Origin of the sequence: Polynucleobacter difficilis, from assembly GCF_003065365.1 — a bacterium.
In the GTDB taxonomy this organism is placed as follows: Bacteria; Pseudomonadota; Gammaproteobacteria; order Burkholderiales; family Burkholderiaceae; genus Polynucleobacter; species Polynucleobacter difficilis.
The window spans coordinates 1,593,422-1,610,469 of the sequence record NZ_CP023276.1 but is presented as its reverse complement, the minus strand read 5'-3'; the positions used below and the strand labels follow the sequence as shown (position 1 = coordinate 1,610,469).

At 43.4% G+C, this 17,048-nt stretch carries 17 protein-coding genes; 13 read left to right on the top strand and 4 right to left on the bottom strand.

The window, feature by feature from the left end; all coding sequences use genetic code 11:
• Window positions 1-63 precede the first annotated feature (63 nt).
• The 3 genes from rpoD to AOC34_RS10410 all read left to right on the top strand — a co-directional run bounded on the left by rpoD (window position 64) and on the right by AOC34_RS10410 (window position 3,974).
• Window positions 64-2,694, top strand: a complete 2,631-nt coding sequence (rpoD, locus tag AOC34_RS08200; RefSeq protein ID WP_234408085.1) for an RNA polymerase sigma factor RpoD — start codon at window positions 64-66, stop codon at window positions 2,692-2,694.
• Between the two features lie 677 nt (window positions 2,695-3,371).
• Window positions 3,372-3,632, top strand: a complete 261-nt coding sequence (locus tag AOC34_RS10405; protein WP_108469604.1) for a zinc-ribbon domain-containing protein — start codon at window positions 3,372-3,374, stop codon at window positions 3,630-3,632.
• A 207-nt stretch (window positions 3,633-3,839) separates the two neighbouring features.
• Window positions 3,840-3,974 (top strand): zinc-ribbon domain-containing protein, encoded by a 135-nt coding sequence (locus tag AOC34_RS10410; protein ID WP_456107125.1) that lies wholly within the window; start codon window positions 3,840-3,842, stop codon window positions 3,972-3,974.
• An 88-nt stretch (window positions 3,975-4,062) separates the two neighbouring features.
• Here the strand turns inward: AOC34_RS10410 and AOC34_RS08190 are convergent, their stop codons facing one another.
• Complete coding sequence (locus AOC34_RS08190) at window positions 4,063-4,758, bottom strand: DJ-1/PfpI family protein (protein ID WP_108469603.1); 696 nt, start codon at window positions 4,756-4,758, stop codon at window positions 4,063-4,065.
• A 223-nt stretch (window positions 4,759-4,981) separates the two neighbouring features.
• Here AOC34_RS08190 and AOC34_RS08185 point away from each other — a divergent pair, with 223 nt between their 5' ends.
• The gene (locus AOC34_RS08185; protein ID WP_108469602.1) at window positions 4,982-5,908 is read left to right on the top strand and encodes a LysR family transcriptional regulator; all 927 of its coding nucleotides are present in this window, start codon (window positions 4,982-4,984) and stop codon (window positions 5,906-5,908) included.
• Between the two features lie 5 nt (window positions 5,909-5,913).
• Here AOC34_RS08185 and AOC34_RS08180 read toward each other — a convergent pair whose 3' ends face one another.
• The 3 genes from AOC34_RS08180 to AOC34_RS08170 are packed head-to-tail and all read right to left on the bottom strand — an operon-like array spanning window position 5,914 to window position 8,935.
• Window positions 5,914-7,218: a malonyl-CoA decarboxylase domain-containing protein gene (locus tag AOC34_RS08180; protein WP_108469601.1), complete on the bottom strand. Its 1,305-nt coding sequence runs from the start codon at window positions 7,216-7,218 to the stop codon at window positions 5,914-5,916.
• Window positions 7,219-7,249: 31 nt separating this feature from the next.
• On the bottom strand, window positions 7,250-7,885 hold the full coding sequence (locus tag AOC34_RS08175; RefSeq protein WP_108469600.1) for a glutathione S-transferase family protein: 636 nt from the start codon (window positions 7,883-7,885) through the stop codon (window positions 7,250-7,252).
• Between the two features lie 6 nt (window positions 7,886-7,891).
• Window positions 7,892-8,935 carry a carbon-nitrogen hydrolase family protein gene (locus tag AOC34_RS08170; protein WP_108469599.1) on the bottom strand — a complete coding sequence of 348 codons (1,044 nt, stop codon included), beginning with the start codon at window positions 8,933-8,935 and terminating at the stop codon, window positions 7,892-7,894.
• Window positions 8,936-9,282: 347 nt separating this feature from the next.
• Between AOC34_RS08170 and AOC34_RS08165 the strand changes: the two genes are divergently transcribed.
• The 9 genes from AOC34_RS08165 (at window position 9,283) to AOC34_RS08125 (ending at window position 17,035) form a co-directional block, all read left to right on the top strand.
• Window positions 9,283-10,143 carry a branched-chain amino acid ABC transporter permease gene (locus AOC34_RS08165; protein WP_108469598.1) on the top strand — a complete coding sequence of 287 codons (861 nt, stop codon included), beginning with the start codon at window positions 9,283-9,285 and terminating at the stop codon, window positions 10,141-10,143.
• Window positions 10,140-11,117, top strand: coding sequence for a branched-chain amino acid ABC transporter permease (locus tag AOC34_RS08160; protein ID WP_108469597.1), 978 nt, complete (start codon window positions 10,140-10,142; stop codon window positions 11,115-11,117). Before AOC34_RS08165 ends, AOC34_RS08160 begins: the two co-directional genes overlap by 4 nt.
• Entirely contained in the window at window positions 11,114-11,875 is a 762-nt protein-coding gene (locus tag AOC34_RS08155; protein WP_199908285.1) for an ABC transporter ATP-binding protein, read from the top strand. Before AOC34_RS08160 ends, AOC34_RS08155 begins: the two co-directional genes overlap by 4 nt.
• Window positions 11,872-12,588 (top strand): ABC transporter ATP-binding protein, encoded by a 717-nt coding sequence (locus tag AOC34_RS08150; RefSeq protein ID WP_108469596.1) that lies wholly within the window; start codon window positions 11,872-11,874, stop codon window positions 12,586-12,588. Before AOC34_RS08155 ends, AOC34_RS08150 begins: the two co-directional genes overlap by 4 nt.
• A 29-nt stretch (window positions 12,589-12,617) precedes the next feature.
• Window positions 12,618-13,919, top strand: coding sequence for an ABC transporter substrate-binding protein (locus AOC34_RS08145; RefSeq protein ID WP_108469595.1), 1,302 nt, complete (start codon window positions 12,618-12,620; stop codon window positions 13,917-13,919).
• An 18-nt stretch (window positions 13,920-13,937) separates the two neighbouring features.
• Window positions 13,938-14,663, top strand: coding sequence for a haloacid dehalogenase type II (locus AOC34_RS08140; protein WP_234408084.1), 726 nt, complete (start codon window positions 13,938-13,940; stop codon window positions 14,661-14,663).
• Window positions 14,664-14,910: 247 nt separating this feature from the next.
• Window positions 14,911-15,750, top strand: a complete 840-nt coding sequence (locus AOC34_RS08135) for a sterol desaturase family protein (protein ID WP_234408083.1) — start codon at window positions 14,911-14,913, stop codon at window positions 15,748-15,750.
• Between the two features lie 9 nt (window positions 15,751-15,759).
• Window positions 15,760-16,341, top strand: a complete 582-nt coding sequence (locus AOC34_RS08130) for an antibiotic biosynthesis monooxygenase family protein (RefSeq protein ID WP_108469594.1) — start codon at window positions 15,760-15,762, stop codon at window positions 16,339-16,341.
• Between the two features lie 4 nt (window positions 16,342-16,345).
• On the top strand, window positions 16,346-17,035 hold the full coding sequence (locus tag AOC34_RS08125) for a GntR family transcriptional regulator (protein ID WP_108469593.1): 690 nt from the start codon (window positions 16,346-16,348) through the stop codon (window positions 17,033-17,035).
• The last annotated feature ends 13 nt before the right edge of the window (window positions 17,036-17,048 follow it).

The following is a 17,048-nucleotide window of genomic DNA, read 5'->3' as shown; positions in this document are numbered from 1 at the left end:
GGCCCAGGCAATTGGTCTGACCCATTGAAACCAACCATTATTTAAGTAAGTGAGCGTAAACCTATGCCAAGCAGCAAGATCAAGAAAAGCGCGAAACCCGTGAAAAATACTTCAGCAGCAAGCAAGTCCAAACCCCTTGCCAAGAAGGCGGCCGCGCCAGCAAAAAGCAAAGTCGCTGCTAAGGCACCCGTAAAGAAAGCCGCTCCGACAAGCAAAGCCAAGGCACCTGCCAAAAAGGCAGTAGTGGTTAAGTCAAAGCCAGTATCTAAAGTAGCCCCTAAAAAAGCAGCGGCACCTGCGAAGGCAGTAAAAAAGCCGATTGCTAAATCGGCTAAGCCAAGTGCAAAGCCAGTAGCAAAGAAGGTAGCAAAGCCAGTAGCTAAAGCGGCGGCAAAAGTTCCAGCGAAGGCAGTCAAGAAATCAGCTGCGCCAGCCAAACCAGTAGCAAAGGTGCCAGCGAAGGCAGCTGCAAAAGCAAGGCCCGAAGTTAAGTCAGCAGCCAAGCCAAGCAAGGAAACAAAGAAAGCCGTTGCCGCTGCAAAAACAAGCAAAGACGTTCCAGCCAAAAAAGGTAAAGCAGCTGAGCCCGAGGCAGTTCCAGCAAAAGGCAAGGGTAAGTCCAAAACGGCTACACCTGCTGAGGCATTGCAAGGCGGAGGGTTAGCGGAAGAGGGCAAAAAAACCAAAGGACGTAAAGCCAAAGCGGAAGTCCCTGCGGCTGAGTCCGGCGAAGACAATCGCACCGATCGCCAAAAAGCCCGCGATCGCAAGGCCAAAGAGAAGGCCCTTTTAAAAGAATTTGCAGCACAGCAGTTAGGTTCCGAAGAGCAGCAAGAATTACGCCGCGCACGTCTGAAAACCCTAATTAAGATGGGTAAGTCCAAGGGCTACCTAACCCACGGCGAAATGAATGACGTGATGTCCGATGAATTGTCGGATGCGGACGCGCTCGAAACCTTAATTGGTTTGCTCAATGACATTGGCATTACCGTATACGAGCAGGCCCCTGATGCAGAAACCCTTCTTCTCAATGAGAATGGTATTTCTGGTGCATCCGATGAAGAGGCGGAAGAAGAGGCTGAAGCTGCGCTATCAACCGTTGATTCCGAGTTTGGCCGCACCACTGATCCTGTGCGCATGTACATGCGCGAGATGGGAACAGTAGACCTGCTGACCCGTGAAGGCGAGATCGTCATTGCCAAGAAAATTGAGGCAGGCCTCAAAGACATGGTGATGGCGCTTTCAGCATGCCCAGTAACGATTGCTGAAATCATTGGCAATGCGGACAAAATTGTTTCAGGCGAAATGGAGATTGACCAGTTTGTCGATGGTTTAGTTGATCCCAATGCAGAAGATATTCAGCTTGGACCGGATGAGCCAGAAGAAGACCTCGAGGCAGTAGAGGGCGATGAAGAGGGTGGTGAAGAAGATTCTGGTGGCGGCGGTGGCGGTGCAAGCACAGCGAGCGCCAAGCAACTCGAAGAACTCAAGCAGATTTCTTTAGAGAAATTTGCCATCATCCGTACTCAGGCGGATAAGATGCGCCGTGCCTATGATCGCGATGGATACAACTGCCCTGGATACATCAAGGCACAAGAAGCCATTCGTAATGAATTACTCGGTTTCCGTTTGACAGCAAAGAGCGTTGAAAAACTCTGCGACACCATGCGCTCCCAGGTGGATCAGGTATGGAAGCTAGAGCGCGGCATTGTTAGCTTGTTGGTCGACAAAATTGGAGTACCGCGCGGTGAAGTATTAAAAGATTTCCCTAAGATGTCCATGAATTTGAAGTGGACTGCCAATTTGCTGAAAGACAATAAGTCCTACAGCGCACTCTTAGAGCGTAATGTTCCTGCCATTCAAGAACTGCAACAAAAACTGATTGATATTCAGACCAGGGTTGTTTTGCCTTTGCCTGAATTGAAAGAAGTAAATAAGCAAATGATTGCAGGCGAGAAGCGCGCACGTGAAGCTAAACGGGAAATGACTGTTGCTAACTTGCGTTTGGTGATTTCGATTGCCAAGAAATACACCAACCGCGGCTTGCAGTTCCTCGATTTGATTCAAGAGGGCAACATTGGCCTCATGAAGGCGGTGGATAAGTTTGAGTATCGCCGTGGCTATAAGTTCTCTACTTATGCAACCTGGTGGATTCGTCAGGCTATTACCCGTTCGATTGCGGATCAAGCCCGTACGATTCGTATTCCGGTTCATATGATTGAAACCATCAACAAGATGAACCGTATTAGCCGTCAGATCTTGCAAGAGACTGGGCATGAGCCAGATGCGGCCACCTTGGCATTGAAGATGGAGATTCCAGAAGACAAGATCCGTAAGATCATGAAGATCGCCAAAGAGCCTATTTCGATGGAAACACCGATTGGCGATGACGAAGACTCCCATTTAGGCGACTTCATTGAAGACGGCAACACCTTGGCTCCAGCCGAAGCGGCATTGCATGAATCCATGCGCGATGTTGTTAAGGATGTTCTCGATTCATTAACGCCGCGCGAAGCCAAAGTATTGCGTATGCGTTTCGGTGTAGAAATGAGCACAGACCATACCCTCGAAGAAGTCGGTAAGCAGTTTGATGTTACGCGTGAGCGCATTCGTCAGATTGAAGCCAAGGCCTTGAGAAAAATGCGTCACCCAAGCCGCAGCGACAAACTCAAGACTTTCCTCGAAGAGGATTGATCGAAAGACTAACGGGCCCATAGCTCAGTTGGTTAGAGCAGAGGACTCATAAGAAAGAAGCCCTAGGGGTCTTGTAACAAAGACCTCAATAGATTCAAGAGGTTAGTGGTCGATTAGGTGGTCAAAATTGCTTACACACCGCTTACACACCAGAGCATTTTTCGTGGTGTGTAGTAAATAGGGTTTTAGTGTGGTTTTGCAGTGGTAAACACCAGCAGTAAGGTGTGTAGTAAATGTAACGATTTAGGGCCCATAGCTCAGTTGGTTAGAGCAGAGGACTCATAGCGAAAGTTGTGCCTTATGCGTGGAAACTGCATAAGGGATGGTGTCAAATTCGGAGAAAGCTAAATGTAGCCAAAAGCTGCACAAGCTAACGCCGAGCGAAGCTTAGTAGAAATACTTTGAACGTGTAGAGACTAGACGGCACCCATCTAAGTTGAGCAATCAATATGATGAAGGCATAGTCCAGGGAGTGGCGAAAGCTACACAAACCGGAATCCTTTGGTCCCAGGTTCAAGTCCTGGTGGGCCCACCAGAAAAGCAAACCCCAGTTAGAGATAGCTGGGGTTTTGTCTTTTATGTAACATGAACGAACTACATATTGCATTTGGAGATTTGTGACTAAACACACCAACAGCCTAGCTCAACTATCACGAGCTCAATCATGGCTAATCAAAATGCAAGAACTTGCTGCAAGTAAGGGTGGAAAGTGTTTATCTAAAGTTTATGTTGATTCACAAACCAAGTTAACCTGGGAGTGTTCGCAAGGACATACATGGGATGTAAAACCAAATAATGTCTCAAATGGAACTTGGTGTCCAATATGCTCAAAAGGGAAGGTGAATGGCGGGAAACGAAGAACAATCATTGATATAAAGAATTATGCGATCAAGATGGGCGGCCTATGTTTATCGGATGAATTGCCCACAGCCGTTTAAAAAGTAGAGTGGCAATGCAATAAAGGACATGTTTAGAGTGCCACACCACAAAGTGTTTTAGGTACAAAAATTGGTGTCAAGAGTGCGGCAAGGAGCGAAATGACGAGTGCATCAAATCTCTAAGACCAGCTCAATTAGATGCAATGAAGAAATTGGCTATTGAGCGTGGTGGCAAATGATTATCTAGCGAGTATCTAAAAAAGCCCATTGCTTTGGCGCTGCGCTAACAGACATGAGTGGTTAGCAAATCCTGACTCTATCATTCAAGGTGGTTGGTGCCCAGAATGCGCTTCCCGATGCGGCGGCAAGGTTACTGAAATGATAGTGATAGATACTATGTAAAAAAATACCCTAAGAAAATATCTCAAATCTGGGCGCACGCAGCACAAACTCAGCGAGTCAAACTCAAGATAAGCAGCTCAAATTAAACCTAACTACGATTTAATAAGCTTGATGAAGCTTTCTCGATGTTAGGTTCAATTTTTTTTATTCGTTCTATTTGTAAGGCCATTACTTTATCAACAAGTGCTAAACCTGCTTTGTCTGGGGTGCCGCAATCATAGGGTGGCTGAGGATCATACTCTAGACCAAGTTGCAGCATTTTTGCAGTTTCCTCACCTGCCAGCTCCGCAGCGAGCACGTAAGCAAAATCAATACCAGCCGTGACTCCGCCCCCTGAAATATGATTACCATCTCGTACTACGCGAGCATCGACTGCCTCCGCTCCAAATTTAGCAAGATATTTTTTCCATATCCAGTGACAAGCACTTTTTCTGCCTTTGAGTAAGCCAGCGGCACCAAGAATTAATGAACCATTACATACGGAGGTAATGTACTTTGCCTTACTACCCTGATCTCGAAGAAACTTTAGCGTATCCTGATCAATCATTTGGTCGCCGATACCAAATCCACCTGGAACACATAGCACATCTAGTTGAGGGCAGTCTGCAAATGATGTTGTTGGAGTAATACAAAAGCCAACGTCGGTGATAACAGGATCTGTATTTTTCCACGCTAAATGAATTTTGGCATTTGGCACACGACTTAATACTTGAGCGGGCCCCGTTAAATCAAGCTGTGTAAGGCCTGGAAATAGTAAAAAACCAATATTAATTTGTGTGCTCACTTTAACCCTTCTCCCTGTTGGTTAGGGGCTTAGCCAATTAACCTGTCAGCCCATCTCTCCGTTCAATTTATACCAGTATGGGTGAAAGATCAATTCAAAAAATGTAATAGTGTGATAATAAAGTCCGTCAAAATAGAAAATTAAATTATTAAATTCTTTTGACGCTTTTTGAGATTAGCTGAGCTGTATTTGTTTGAGTTAATTTTGTTTGGAGACAGGTGTAATGGGCGTTAAAAGAATTCCTATTGAAGAATTAGATTGGGATGATCTAAGAATATTTTTGGCAGTAATACGCTCTGGGAATTTAACTCAAGCGGCAAAGACCGTCCACGTAGATCATTCCACCATTAGCCGCCGCATCTCTAGACTGGAGCTGTGTTTGGGAGGTGCTTTATTTGAGCGTCGAAAAGACGGCCTTCAAAAAACCCTTTTAGCAGAGCAAATCTTGCCTCAAGTTGAGGCAATGGAGGGTGGTGCAGTCGCTCTACGTGAGAGTTTAAGCGGATGCGGTGGGCGTGAACCAGCTGGAATAGTGCGTGTCGCCATGATGGAGGGTATAGGCTCTTTGTATATAGCTCGCAGGCTCGTGGGACTGTCTTCTGCATATCCCTTATTACGCATTGAATTGGTCACATCCCCCCAATTGGTTAATGTAAACCGACGTGAGGCCGATATTTTCTTAAGCTTTTTTAAGCCTGAGGGAAGGGGTATGGAAAGTGAGAATATTGGTTTATTTGCATTGTCTTTGTATGGCTCGGAGGAATATTTCGCTGCGCATGGCAAACCAAAGTCCTTGGAGGAATTGGTTAACCATAAATTTTTAAGCTATATAGATGATTTGATTCAAGTTGATACGGTACGGTGGTTAGACGAGGTGCTGCCCAATCCTAATATTATATTTTCATCTAATAGTATGTTGGCTCAAATGGCAGCTGCCTCCTCAGGTTTGGGTTTAGTACTTCTACCTCGATTTGCTGTTGCAAACGAGCCGAAATTACTACCTATACTTACAAATCAGATTTGTGTAACGCGACAACTTTGGCTTAGCGTTCACGCCGATTTGAGGTATTCAACTCGTATTAATGCAGTATTTAATTATCTAAAAGACCGTATTTCGGCAGAACAAGTCTTTTTAAGTAGGAATAATTAATTACGTTAAACACTCATGAGCTTGGCTACCGCTCTGGAATGCATGATTTCCCCGTTCACAAAGCGCTCATGATTCTCTTCCACGCTGGAGAGGTCATACAGGTAATTAACCATAATGCCGGCAGATTGACGTAAGCCCTTGCGCGATAAATCCCCGGCCCAATTAATCAGGTGCAGCTTGGCGCCATTGCCCAAATGGAACTTGGCAACGGGATTACCTTGGCGCCCAGTTGATGCGAGACCCAAGTAAATGGCCGTAAGGCAAAGAAGCGCGTCCTTCTCCTTTGATGAGGCATTGTCCGGATGCCAGCCGTTGCTTAAGCGCTCGGCCCACGATTGCGCATCCAGGCCCAAAGCCTGTAAAGCCTGATCTCGCTTCATCTTTAAGGCGGGCTTGAGGCGATCAGGCGGCACGCCATCGCCTAAATTAGCGCCCGCAGCAATCCATTCGATTAATCCAGGAACGGGTGAGAGCGTAATGAAGGTTTTTAGACCAGGGAACTCCTGGTGCAACTGCTCGGCGACTCGCTTGATCAAAAAGTTACCCATCGACACACCGCGCAGACCAGGCTCGCAGTTACTGATGGAATAAAAAACAGCCACCTTGTACTGCTGTACTTGGGTCACCGTCTCGGCTTTTTTATCTACCAATGGGGCAATCGCCAGTGGTACTTCTGGCAGCAGCGCCACCTCCACAAAGATCAATGGTTCATTGGGCAATTGGGGATGAAAGAATGCGAAGCAGCGCCGGTCAGGCTGCAAACGGCGGCGCAAGTCATCCCAGCCATCAATCGCATGGACTGCCTCATGCTGGATTAGCTTTTCTAAAATCTCGGCAGGCGACTTCCAGTCGACCCGGTGCATTTTTAAAAAACCAGGATTAAACCAAGAGGACAGCAGATGGCGCATATCAAAATCCACCGCAGCCAGTTCCGGTTTTTTGTCCAAGAGTTGCAATAAATCGCGGCGCATTTCGACAACGGCGGCCGTGCCATTTAGGCCCCGATTCAAGCGGCGCATAAATTCTTGCCGAGGTGACTCGGAAACTTTTTGTAAGCGAATGTAATTGCGGGCATTGGCCTCTGCCGCAAAGGCTTGTGATGCCGCCATGACCTCCGCTGGATTGGGGCTGAGCTTTTCAATCCAGGCAGTAAAGAATTTAAGGTGCTGGTCTTTGGTGAGCTTGCGGTAGTTATCGATCACGTCGTTGGCCATGCTCACCGCATTGGATTCCCCGCGCTCGGAGGTTAAACGCTGTACCGCACTCAGTGCTTTGGATAAATGGCGGGTTTTGGTGATTAACTCCAGCATAGATTTATTTAGTAATTAGCAGGAGCTTAGGCTAAAGGGATTTTTTCATAGCCTGGAAGCGAGGTAATGACTCAATGTCTTTTATCCAGTTCACTATATTTTCGTATTGCGCTAAGTTAATTCCGCCCTCAGGGGAGTGTGCTGTATATGAATACATAGCTATGTCAGCAATAGTCGGATTTTTAACTGTACATAAAAATTTCGATTTAGATAACTCGTAATTCATAGCGGATAGCAATTTGTCGCTTATCTCCTGTGCACGCAAATCTGCAGTGCGCTTGAAGACTCTCGCAGCCCTTAAGTTTGCAACCCCAAAAGCAAGTGGACCGGCAGCTGCGCTTAGCCATCTTTGAATTTGAGCCTGTATTAAGGGATTGATAGGAAGCCACACTGATAAGGGGTCATATTTGAGGGCAAGGTAAACCAGTATTGCGTTGCTATCTGCAATAACTAAATCGCCATCTTGCATTACAGGGACTTGACCAAAGCTATTTAAATCTAAGAAAAAATCGGATTTGTGCTCACCTTTGGGGAGATTGATATTGATAGATTCAAAGGGGATATCTAGTAATGATAAAAATAGCCTTACTTTATGGCAATGACCAGAAAGTTCAAAATCATAAAGCTTAATTAATTGCTCAGAATTTACCGCAACCGTATTCAGCATATTGAGTTATCCAGCATTGCTGAGAGCCGCTCGATCAATATTTGCGCTATCTTGTTCGTGTGACTGACTCGATTCTGTAACCCAGCTAATCGGTTCAATTCGTTTATTGGAAACGCGAAGATCAAATACATCAAAACGGTTGTAGTATCCAACTACATCATGGAACTGTTTTGGCTCAACGCATTTACTGAGATCAAATTCAGCATAAATAATTTTTTCTTCATCCTGTGCAAATTCGCCTGTTACTGCTCCGGTAGGATCTACAAAGAAGGATGCGGCCTTTGGTGTTTTATCAAGGATATCAGCAACCGAAGCATCTCGGCTAATTAAAAAATCACGTGTGTAAGCATCTAAGACGCTAGCGGAAACTATTCCAAATGCCTTTGCTTCAAAGGAATGTGCTGATGCCCTGATTTTATTTGCAGCAAGGTTGTCGTAGTTGTCGCCACTTGCCGGTCTTTTTGTTGGCCAAATCGGAGGCCAGCTAGAAATATGAATTTGTTCGCTTTGAGTCATTAGCGTATAGCGAGCCAATGGATTAGTGTTTTCTCCACATATTAAATTTCCAATGTTGCCTATGCGTGTCTTTGACACCTTCAGTCCAGCGCCATCACCAGGCGCCCAAATGAGTTTTTCGTAAAAGGTAGGCATTAATTTGCGATGATGATTCAGAATTTGCCCTTGATCATCAAAAAGTACATTGGAATTCCATACGCAGCCAACGCTTGAGTGGCTTTTTTCGCTAATACCTACCGAAACAAATATATTGTTTTTCTTTGCAGCCGCAGATAGGGCTTTAATTTCTGGGCCATCTATATAGATGCTCTCTTCAACTATTCTTTTAAATAGGTCATGATTATCAATTGGAGCCCAAAGAGCTAACCATATTGGAAAGCCAGGAATAAATGACTCTGGAAAAGTTACCAATTGGGCCCCATTCTTCGCCGCTTCTTCAATAAATGAAACCGCTTTTGCAACTGTTTGAGTTCTGTTCATAAAAACAGGCGCAACATGGGATACGGCTACTTTAGTGATTAAATTATTTTCCATTGTGGACCCTCTTTGTTTTCAGTCCATTCTATGTTGATAATTTTTTTTATTGAATCGGCATATTTACACCTTTGTTTGCAATTTTGCCTACAGTGGGGTTTCTACTAAGAGGTGAAAATTTTTTTTGATTGCAAAAATCTGCACAGAAATGCAATGTCATGCACTGATTAAGGGCAGTTTATTTACAAAAAGAAATGCATTTGCTGCTATGTTGAGTGCTCAATAATTCATGAAGCGTTTGTTATCAAGAGTATGCTTAAAAGTGCAAAGCATGTTGCAAAATTTCACCTGTAAGAATTCATTTTTGTGTAATAAATTGAGTCTATGACAAAAAACTACCGAGTATCATGAGCAGCACAATTGCCGTCTTGGCCATTAATGGTCTTGTATTTGGTCTAATCATTGCACTTATAGCGTTAGGGTTATCCATTATCTTTGGATTGCTCGATGTCATTAATCTTGCCCACGGTGATTTCTTTATGGTGGGTACGGTACTTACTTACGTCATTTTTACGATGTCCGGGCTCTTCTGGCCGGCATTTATATTGGTTCCACTAATAGGCTTCTTGCTTGGGGCGCTTATTCAAAAGTTGGTGATGGAAAGACTTAGAAATGCGGCTGAGCTATCGATTGTTGCCACATTTGGTTTGTCTATGATCATCCAAGAAGTTGTGCGCATGACTTTTGGCGCCGCCCCAAAGCGTTTAGTTTCGCCAATCCAGGGTACTTTTAATCTTTTGGGTGTCGAATATGACATCTATAGAATTGTTGCAGCACTAATATCAGCCGCGGCTATTACATTCTTCTTCTTGTTTCTTAATAAGACCAAGCTTGGCACATGGATGCGCGCTGTAAGACACGATAGGAATAGTGCTACAGCTTTGGGGATTCCAACGCAATCCATTTTTTGGATTACGTTTGGCCTTGGGTTTGCAATGGCAACCTTAGGTGGAATTGTTGCTGCTCCAATCACGACTGTTGATTTTCGTGCTGGGGTAGACGTTCTTCCTTTTTGCTTCATGGCAGTAATTATTGGCGGCCTTGGAAACTTGCCGGGAACCGCAGCAGCAGCAGTGCTACTTTCATTCCTAGAGGGCGTTATTTCAGGCTTTACTGACCCAACAATTGCCCGAATTTTTTCGCTTGTATTAATGAGTGCTGTTTTGTTGTTTCGACCACAGGGGCTTTTTAAGGGGCTGGCAAAATGAAGCTACTCATGGTTAATAAAACCCTCACACATTTACTGTTCGCCTCTCTTTTAGCGGCGCCCTGGGTAATCCCAGTAATTGGAGATGCTTTTTGGATGAGCATTCTTACAGAGATATTAATTTGGTCTTGTTTTGCCGCAAGTATCAATTTTCTATTTGGATATGTTGGCCTGCTTTCTTTCGGACAAGCTCTCTACTTTGGATTTGGGATGTACGGGGTAGCGCTGGGATTAACAATGCTGGGCTTAGGCTTTTGGGGTTCTTTTCTTTTGGGGGTGTCATCGGCCGGACTAATGGCTTTAATTACGGGAGCCCTAGCAGTTCGACTAACTTGGCATTATTTTGCAATTATTACAGTCGTTTTTTCCCTCATTTTCTACTTCATCGCATTAACCATCAAGCCAATTACTGGTGGCGATGATGGGATAAATTTTGCGGCCCCTGAAATTATTAAACTTGGGGATTTAACGCTGACGATTTCAAATCCTACGACCCAATACTTTTTTATTCTTGCTGTAGTTGCATTGCTGTTTTTTATATTTAAGCGGTTAGTTTCAAGTCCATTGGGAAAATCGCTAATGGCAGTCAGGGATAACGAAACCCGAGCCGCTTTAATTGGCTTAAATGTTTACCGATTAAAACTGACGGCATTTGTGATTTCAGGTATTTTTGCGGGAATTTCAGGAGCACTATTTGCTCTATTTGGCCGGTATGCATCGGTTTCCTATATGTTCTATCACGTATCGGGTGAAGGCGTCGTGTGGGCAATTCTTGGAGGAGCTGGTACTTTAGCTGGTCCATTTATAGGAACAGCCCTCTTCATTCTTATTAGAGAGGTTATCTCAAGCTATTGGCAACACTACGCACTGATTGTGGGTGCGGTCGCGATATTGGTCGTCATTTACGCGCCCAAGGGGATAGTAGGGATGTGGAATCAAATTTTGTTAAAAAAGAGTGAAGGCGATAAAAAATGAGTGTGGCGCCTTATCTTGAAATAAATAATATTACGAAGGCGTTTGGTGGGCTATTGGCTGTAAATGACGTTAGCTTACGTTTCAAGCCAGGCGGAATCAATGCAATTATTGGCCCGAACGGAGCTGGCAAGACAACTTTGTTTAATTTAATTACTGGGTTTATTGAGTCGGATTCAGGATCTATCCAATTTGAAGGTCAAGAAATTACCAACTTAAAGCCATTTGAAATTTCACGTATTGGCATTAAGCGAACACTTCAAATTAAGAGCATTTTTCCATCTATGACTACCTACGATAATTTGTGGGTTACAGCAAATGCGCATACTAAAAATTTACATCCATTTGCCGATGCTTCAGTATTCAAAGGAATTGATGATCGCGTTGCGGCCATCATTGAAAAGCTTAACTTAGAGCGGATTGCACATCTGCAGGCTGGTTCACTTTCGTATGGCGATGTAGCGGTTTTAGAAATTGGCATGGCAATGATTGCAGAGCCAAAACTAATACTCTTCGATGAGCCTGTTTGCGGTATGAGCCCAGCCGAGACTGAAAAGGTGGTTGAGCGCATTATCGAATTATCAAAGGATGTGCATGTGGTCATTATTGAACATGACATGGAAGTGGTGTTCAAAATGGCTGACCACATAACAGTAATGGCATTTGGGAAAGTGTTTGCTGCAGGAACCCCCGAAGAAATTGCTAGCAACGCTGGTGTTAAGGAAATCTACTTTGGTAGCGATGAATTGGAATTGTCATGACATCAAATGAGATTTTGCTTGAGCTAAATGATGTCAAATCATCATATGGAAAAGTGAATGTTTTACGTGATCTTTCTTTTAGGCTTTATCAAGGAGAGTCCTTAGCTATTCTAGGTAGGAATGGCGTTGGTAAAACATCTACCTTAAAGACCATCATGGGCTTACTGAAATGCCAGTCTGGAACAATTCAATTTGAAGGGAAGTCAATCAATACGATTTCGCCTTATCAAATACCAAGAATGGGTGTTGGTTATGTCCCTCAAGGTAGGGGGCTGTTCCCTAACCTGACCGTTAAAGAAAACCTGTATTTAGGATACAAAAAAGAGGGATCCCCAGATCTATCCGATTATATTTTTGAACGATTCTCCAGGCTAAAAGAGCGGCTTAATCAGCAAGCCGGGACTTTGTCCGGCGGGGAACAGCAAATGCTATCAATAGCAAGAATATTGCTGATGCATCCAAAAATTATTTTGCTAGATGAGCCTACCGAAGGAATTATGCCCATTTTGGTGTCTGAAATAAGAGAAGAAATCAAAAGGATAAATGGAGCGGGAATCGGAATTTTACTTGTGGAGCAAAACGTTCAAACAGCAATTCGCTTATGTAGTCGTATTTTGGTTATGGATAAAGGAAGTATAGTTTTTGAAACAAAAACGGATGACGTACGAAGTAATCCTGAAATTCTTCATGAACATTTAGGAATGCATGTTTAGTAGTTTCTTAATAACTAAGGGAGCTTCAAATGAAAAAAATTAAAAGTAATATTGATATTGTTAATCCAGGCCGCCGCACATTGATGGACTATGCCTTAAAGGGCGGGGTCGCTGCAGGCTTGGCAAATATGACTATTGTTAGTAACCTATTTGCACAATCAGCCGGCCCCATCATTATTGGCCATCATGCTGAGCTTACTGGCGGTTTCTCATCATGGGGATATTGGCATGATAAATGTGCGCGTAAAGCCGTTGAAATTATTAATGCACAAGGCGGTATAGCCAACCGCAAGGTGGAATTAGTAACAGAAGATACCGAATCCAATCCAGCAACAGGAGCCAGAAAGTTACGAAATCTAATTCAGCGAATGAATGCAGAATTCGTAACCGGCTCTGTTCACTCTGGAGTTATGTTAGCCTCTATTCCAATTGCTACCGAACTGAAAATACCTTACTTCTCAACTGGCGAAGCAACCGAGGCTACTGGCTCAAAGGGGACTCGTTATAGCTTTAGAACCGGCAGTGATACTTATTCCCTTGCAGCTGCAGGTGTTCCATGGGCAATGGAAAATTTAGGAAAAAAATGGTGTGTCGTTTATGCCGATTACGCATGGGGGCAGAGCCATTTTGCTGAAGCAAAAGCGGTAGTTGAGCGAATGGGCGGAACCATTACAAAGGGAATTCCTGTTCCACTGGATGCCAAAGATTTAGTTCCATATTTGACTCAAATTCCACCAGATACAGATGTAGTCTTTTCTATCTTCTTTGGACCTTTGGCGGTGGCTTACTTTACTCAAGCTAAATCCATGGGTGTAGACAAGAGAGCTAAGCTCTATTCGATTTCTGGAACGATTGAGGCCATTGATCCAGATGCTTTGAGTGGTGCGGCTGAGGGTGTTTACATTCTTGAAAACTTCCCACGTAATACAAAGTACAAAGATGATGCACCCCATAAAGAATTTAATCGAATTTTAGAAATTGATGATGTTTATGCGCGTGAAAAGAATTCAAACCGTGTGATGGCTAAATCCCATTGCTGGCAAGCATGGGAAAACATCTTTGCACTCAAGGCTGCTATTGAGGCTTCCGGATACAAATCACGTAAAGATATGCCTGGAGCAATCCAAGCATTAGAGGGCTTGCAGATGAAAAACTCGTTGGGGCACCCAGAAGGCGATAAGATACTGCGCAAAGAAGATCATAGTGGTATTACCGATCACTATATCAGCCGTATTGAGGGTGGTAAGTTTGAAGTTAAGAAAAAGGTATCTAAGGAGGATTTGGCTAAAAATCTACCTGTGCGTTTTAATTTAAGTACTCAACCTACTTAATGCAAAAAAAGGGCCCAAGTGGCCCTTTTTTCTACCCCTGAAATTCTCATCAATACAAAAATGTATAAATTAGTAGCATTCGATGCATATGGAACCCTTTTCGATGTTTTCTCTATGGGTCAGCTCGTAGAAAATTTTTACGCTGTAAACGGACAAGCTTTTGCACTAATGTGGCGTGATCGACAGATTGAATATACCCGACTCACTACAATGAGCGATCCAAATCCACATGGTAGTAAATATTACCTACCTTTTTGGGAAATAACATTGCGGTCATTAAGGTATGTTTGCAAGCGGTTAAATCTCGAATTAACTAATGAAATTGAAGTGAGCCTAATGCATCACTATGAACAATTAGCTAGCTTTGAAGATAGCTTAAGTGTATTGAAAGTATTGGGTGAAAAAAGCATCAATACAGCAATTCTTTCAAATGGTAGTAGCGATATGCTTGCTACGGTTGTAGAAAGTAATGGACTAAAGCCTTATTTAAATAAAGTAATTACTGTAGAGGAAGTAAGATTATTTAAAACTGCACCACAAGCCTATGCTTTATTGCTTCAGGAATTTCCATTTCAGAAAAAAGAGGTGTTATTTGTTTCGAGTAATGCTTGGGATGCTCTTGCTGCTAAATGGTTCGGGTTCGACGTTTTTTGGGTCAACCGCATGGGTCACCCCTTTGAGGAGATTGGCGAAAGACCTACTTACGAGGGAAAGTCGCTGACTGAGGTTTTGTCTGTTATTTAAATAGCGTATCTCAAAATAGATCTCCATTCCATAGTTTTGACCCTTAACATTTAGCGTGCTAACTTTATCCCAACTAAGGCCTTACAAGCAGGCTCAGGGTTACATTGAGTTGCACCAAAAGAGGGTTTAGTCATCAATCTGAAGCTGTGATTGCCACTAGGGAAACCCCTAGGTGTACTTCCCATTAAATCGACTAGTATGTTACTAACATATCAGTTGCATACATAAGATTAATAGGGAGTGTCATATGTCTATTGCTTTTCAAAAGATGTTCATGACTGAGCGTCAGCGCAAGTTCAGAGAGTCATACAAATCAGATATCAGTCCTTTTTACAATGGCTTGCTCCATATTGCGGTGATGTACACGGTAGGGGCTGGTTTGATTTATTACTGTTTAACCCATCTGCAAGATGCAGGCTGGGCTTGGCTTACGGTTATACCAGTTGCTATCGCTGGTAATTTTGTTGAGTGGGCGATGCATAAGTATGTAATGCATCGCTTGATTGATGTATTTGCTTTAAGGGCTATTTATGACCGCCATACTCGGCAGCATCATCAGTACTTTACCGATACCGAGTACACCATCGATACAACGCGTGAATTCCGGATTGTATTTTTTCCATGGAGGGTATTAACGGTTTTGATTGTTTCGGGATCGGCCCTAGGTTTTCTGGCATCAATGATATTTAACCCAAATGTGGGATACATCCTTTTTATCACCATGATTGGTCATTATTTGATTTATGAAACCTTTCATTACTGCTGTCACGTACATGAGAATTGGTTTGTGCGCAATATGCCGTTCGTAAATACGATACGCAGACATCATGCTGCTCATCACAATCTTGGGATCATGATGCACAAAAACATGAACCTTACTTTCCCAATTGCAGACTGGATTATGGGAACAAGTGACTTAAAGCGTGGCTTATTTGGTACATTATTTAATGGTTTTGATCAGTCTCATATTGACCCAAAGATTAAGACCATTGTCGAAAAGTTCAGAGATGGTAAGACTCAGGAGGAGCGCGTCACGCTTGAGGGGCCGGTGCTAACAAAAGACGAGTCCTCGGCCCTAAAGGATTAAAGCTTAATCATGACGCAAGCTGTATTCTTCGATGTATTGCCCAAAAGTGGATTTGTGGATGCTTACTTTGCAATGGCCACGGGCTTGCGAGCAATTGTTGAGCAAAATTCAGGCTTTATTTCGGTAGAGCGATTTAAAAATCTTCAGCGCCCAGATTGGTATCTTTCTTTTTCTAATTGGGCAAACGAAGAGTCTTTGGCGGGTTGGAGATGCCAGCCAGATCATTCAAGCGCTCAAGTCTGCGGACGCAGCTTAATTTTAGAAGACTATCGATTGCGAGTTGCATCTGAAGTGAGTGCTGAAACTGGTTCTGCAGAATTTAGTGAATCGGAGCGCATTACCGCATACATCGGTAATTTTGATGCAATTGAATATGCAGTTTCGCAGATTAAAATACCTGAACTTACTTCTCGGCTTTTTCAGGGTGTAATCGATCCAATGCGTGGTATTGCGTTGGTCGAATTCAGCAAAAACCAACCCCTTCATTTAGTAAAGCATTCAAGTAATGAATTATTTGACATTCGCTGCTTTGCTGTGGTGAGGGATTACGGTATGTTTAATCGCGCCCAAGCGCCTCAACAATTTATTTAAAAATATGGCCATCAAAAAAAATTCAAAATCCCCTTTGGCGTCGAAAATTGATGATGAGTCTTTATCTAATCAGGCTTACGAAAAAATTGAAGAATTAATTGTCACAATGTCACTGGAGCCAGGCTCGCCAGTTTCTGAGGCTAAATTATCGACGATGCTCAATATTGGTAGAACACCAATTCGTGAGGCTATGCAACGCTTAAGTCGCGAGCATCTGGTTTCGATCATGCCAAAAAGAGGAATTTTTATTGCTGATTTGAATCCCCAAAAACAATTAAGGGTCCTTGAGGCAAGAAGGGAATTGGAACGCCTGATTTGTAAAAAAGCAGCAAAACGCGCCACTCCAGACGAGCGGAAAGAGTTTGAGCGAATAGCAAAGGATTTTAGAAGGGCCCAGAAGGAGAGGAATGAAAAGCTTTTTCTCAAAGTGGATAAAGAATTAAATGACTTAACTGTTATTGCTGCAAAAAATGAATACGCAGGCGCTGCAATGGCTTCTTTGCATGGCATGTCGCGTCGTTTCTGGTTTGGCAATTTTCAACACATTGAAAATATTTCAGATATTGCAACTTTGCATGCCGCTGTTGCCGAGGCCATTAGCAAAGGTAAGGAGCTCGAAGCTGGGAAAGCATTGGATAAGCTGGTTGATTACGTAGAAGAATTTACTAAGAAGACATTAATCTCTTCCGAGTAATGGTTGTCGGGTA

What these genes read in the sequence shown, in the direction of transcription:
- AOC34_RS08130 (WP_108469594.1), top strand. Translation starts at nt 15,760, where the DNA reads ATGACGCAAGCTGTATTCTTCGATGTATTGCCCAAAAGTGGATTTGTG.
- AOC34_RS08160 (WP_108469597.1), top strand. Translation starts at nt 10,140, where the DNA reads ATGAAGCTACTCATGGTTAATAAAACCCTCACACATTTACTGTTCGCC.
- AOC34_RS08165 (WP_108469598.1), top strand. Translation starts at nt 9,283, where the DNA reads ATGAGCAGCACAATTGCCGTCTTGGCCATTAATGGTCTTGTATTTGGT.
- AOC34_RS08175 (WP_108469600.1), bottom strand. Translation starts at nt 7,885, where the DNA reads ATGCTGAATACGGTTGCGGTAAATTCTGAGCAATTAATTAAGCTTTAT.
- rpoD (WP_234408085.1), top strand. Translation starts at nt 64, where the DNA reads ATGCCAAGCAGCAAGATCAAGAAAAGCGCGAAACCCGTGAAAAATACT.
- AOC34_RS08155 (WP_199908285.1), top strand. Translation starts at nt 11,114, where the DNA reads ATGAGTGTGGCGCCTTATCTTGAAATAAATAATATTACGAAGGCGTTT.
- AOC34_RS08170 (WP_108469599.1), bottom strand. Translation starts at nt 8,935, where the DNA reads ATGGAAAATAATTTAATCACTAAAGTAGCCGTATCCCATGTTGCGCCT.
- AOC34_RS08125 (WP_108469593.1), top strand. Translation starts at nt 16,346, where the DNA reads ATGGCCATCAAAAAAAATTCAAAATCCCCTTTGGCGTCGAAAATTGAT.
- AOC34_RS08145 (WP_108469595.1), top strand. Translation starts at nt 12,618, where the DNA reads ATGAAAAAAATTAAAAGTAATATTGATATTGTTAATCCAGGCCGCCGC.
- AOC34_RS08185 (WP_108469602.1), top strand. Translation starts at nt 4,982, where the DNA reads ATGGGCGTTAAAAGAATTCCTATTGAAGAATTAGATTGGGATGATCTA.
- AOC34_RS08150 (WP_108469596.1), top strand. Translation starts at nt 11,872, where the DNA reads ATGACATCAAATGAGATTTTGCTTGAGCTAAATGATGTCAAATCATCA.
- AOC34_RS08180 (WP_108469601.1), bottom strand. Translation starts at nt 7,218, where the DNA reads ATGCTGGAGTTAATCACCAAAACCCGCCATTTATCCAAAGCACTGAGT.
- AOC34_RS08135 (WP_234408083.1), top strand. Translation starts at nt 14,911, where the DNA reads ATGTCTATTGCTTTTCAAAAGATGTTCATGACTGAGCGTCAGCGCAAG.
- AOC34_RS10405 (WP_108469604.1), top strand. Translation starts at nt 3,372, where the DNA reads ATGCAAGAACTTGCTGCAAGTAAGGGTGGAAAGTGTTTATCTAAAGTT.